Here is a 1,451-nt window from a genome sequence, read left to right on the forward strand (position 1 = left end):
CGTGAACTGACCCCACGAAGTTGGACGGTTAAAAGCTAGGCACCCAAGGACTGAGTTCTGTATTGCACGGGACTCAGTCCTTTCAGTTTGAGCTTGATGCGTTCGTGGTTGTAGTAATGGATGTAGCGCTCCAGCGTCTCGCGTAATTGCTCCACGCAAGTGAAGCGCTGCTGCTTGAAGCACTCGGACTTGAGCGTGCCGAAGAAGCTTTCCATTGCGGCGTTGTCGAGGCAATTGCCTTTGCGAGACATGCTCTGCGTCAACCCGCGTCGTGCCAGTTTCCGGCGGAACTCCGACATCCGGTAGTGCCAGCCTTGATCCGAATGCAGCAACGGCTTGTCTTGGCGCGGAAGTTTAGCCAGCGCCTTCCTCAGCATGTGCTTGACCAACTCGAAGCTCGGTCGTCTGTCCATCTGGTAGGCCACGATCTCGCCGTTGTACAGGTCCATCACCGGCGACAGATACAGCTTCTGGCCGTTGACCTTGAATTCGGTCACATCCGTCACCCACTTCTGATTGGCGCCGGTGGCCTCGAACTGGCGTTGCAGCAGGTTCGGTGCGGCCGTGCCGATCTCGCCTTGCCACGCGCGGTATTTCTTCGGACGCACCCAGGACTTCAGTTGCAATTGCTGCATGAGCCGTTGCACCGTCTTATGGTTGACGAGATGGCCAGCCTGCCGAATCGCGGCCGTGACGCGTCGATAGCCGTAGCGGCCCTTGTGGCGTTCAAACACCGTCCGGATCTGCGCTTTCAGATCGGCGTGACGATCGTCGGCACCCAGCGTCCTGAGTTGGTAATAGAACGTGCTGCGTGCCAAGCCGGCCGCCTTCAGAAGTGCCGCCACCGGATGACGCTGCCGGAGTTCACGCACTATTTGCGCTTTTTCTTTTGCGCTGCCTGCTTCTTCGCTTGCAGCAGCGCATCGAGTTTTTTTAGGTACGCCACCTCCGCGCGCAGATACTCGTTTTCCTTGAGCAATTCCTCGCGCGAGCGTTCGTCCGGCGAACCGGCTTCAGTGGGTTTGGGCGGAAGTGAAGTGGCCATCTTTCGGGGGCGCCCTCGTCGGCGAGAGGACAGTGCATCGAAACCGCCCTCATGATACAGGCGCTCCCAGGTTGACACGTGCCCGGCGCTTCGAATGTCAAACAACGCTGCCGTTTGGCCATACGACAGCCCGTCACGCTGCATGCGCTGTAGCACCGACAACTTGAACCGGGCGTCGTACTGACCGACTTTCCTGCTCAGTCCAGCTGCGCCGTGCTCCCGGTAGCTCGCCACCCAGCGCCGGATGACCGTACGCCCAACCCCATACCGGGCCGCGAGCGTGCGTGTGCTGGCCTCGCCTCCCAGATACTCCTGAACTACCTGCAGTCGAAACCGCTCAGCGTACTTCGCCATGAAAAACACCCCAAAGGTTGGATCGGTGTCCAACTTTTGGGGTGCAGTTCAC

The 1,451-nt window shown here is 59.3% G+C and carries 1 protein-coding gene; it reads right to left on the minus strand.

Features of this window, described 5'->3' with window-relative positions; translation table 11 throughout:
• Nucleotides 1–35: 35 nt before the first annotated feature.
• Nucleotides 36–1,399, minus strand: a protein-coding gene (locus tag DFS13_RS39665) for an IS3 family transposase (RefSeq protein WP_233634785.1) whose coding sequence is annotated in 2 segments (ribosomal slippage) — nucleotides 36–928 and nucleotides 928–1,399 — 1,365 coding nt in all. Because the reading frame shifts where the segments join, the coding sequence is not laid out codon by codon here.
• Nucleotides 1,400–1,451: the final 52 nt, after the last annotated feature.

Source organism: Burkholderia sp. 28_3, from assembly GCF_003253915.1.
Taxonomy (GTDB): Bacteria; Pseudomonadota; Gammaproteobacteria; order Burkholderiales; family Burkholderiaceae; genus Burkholderia; species Burkholderia cenocepacia.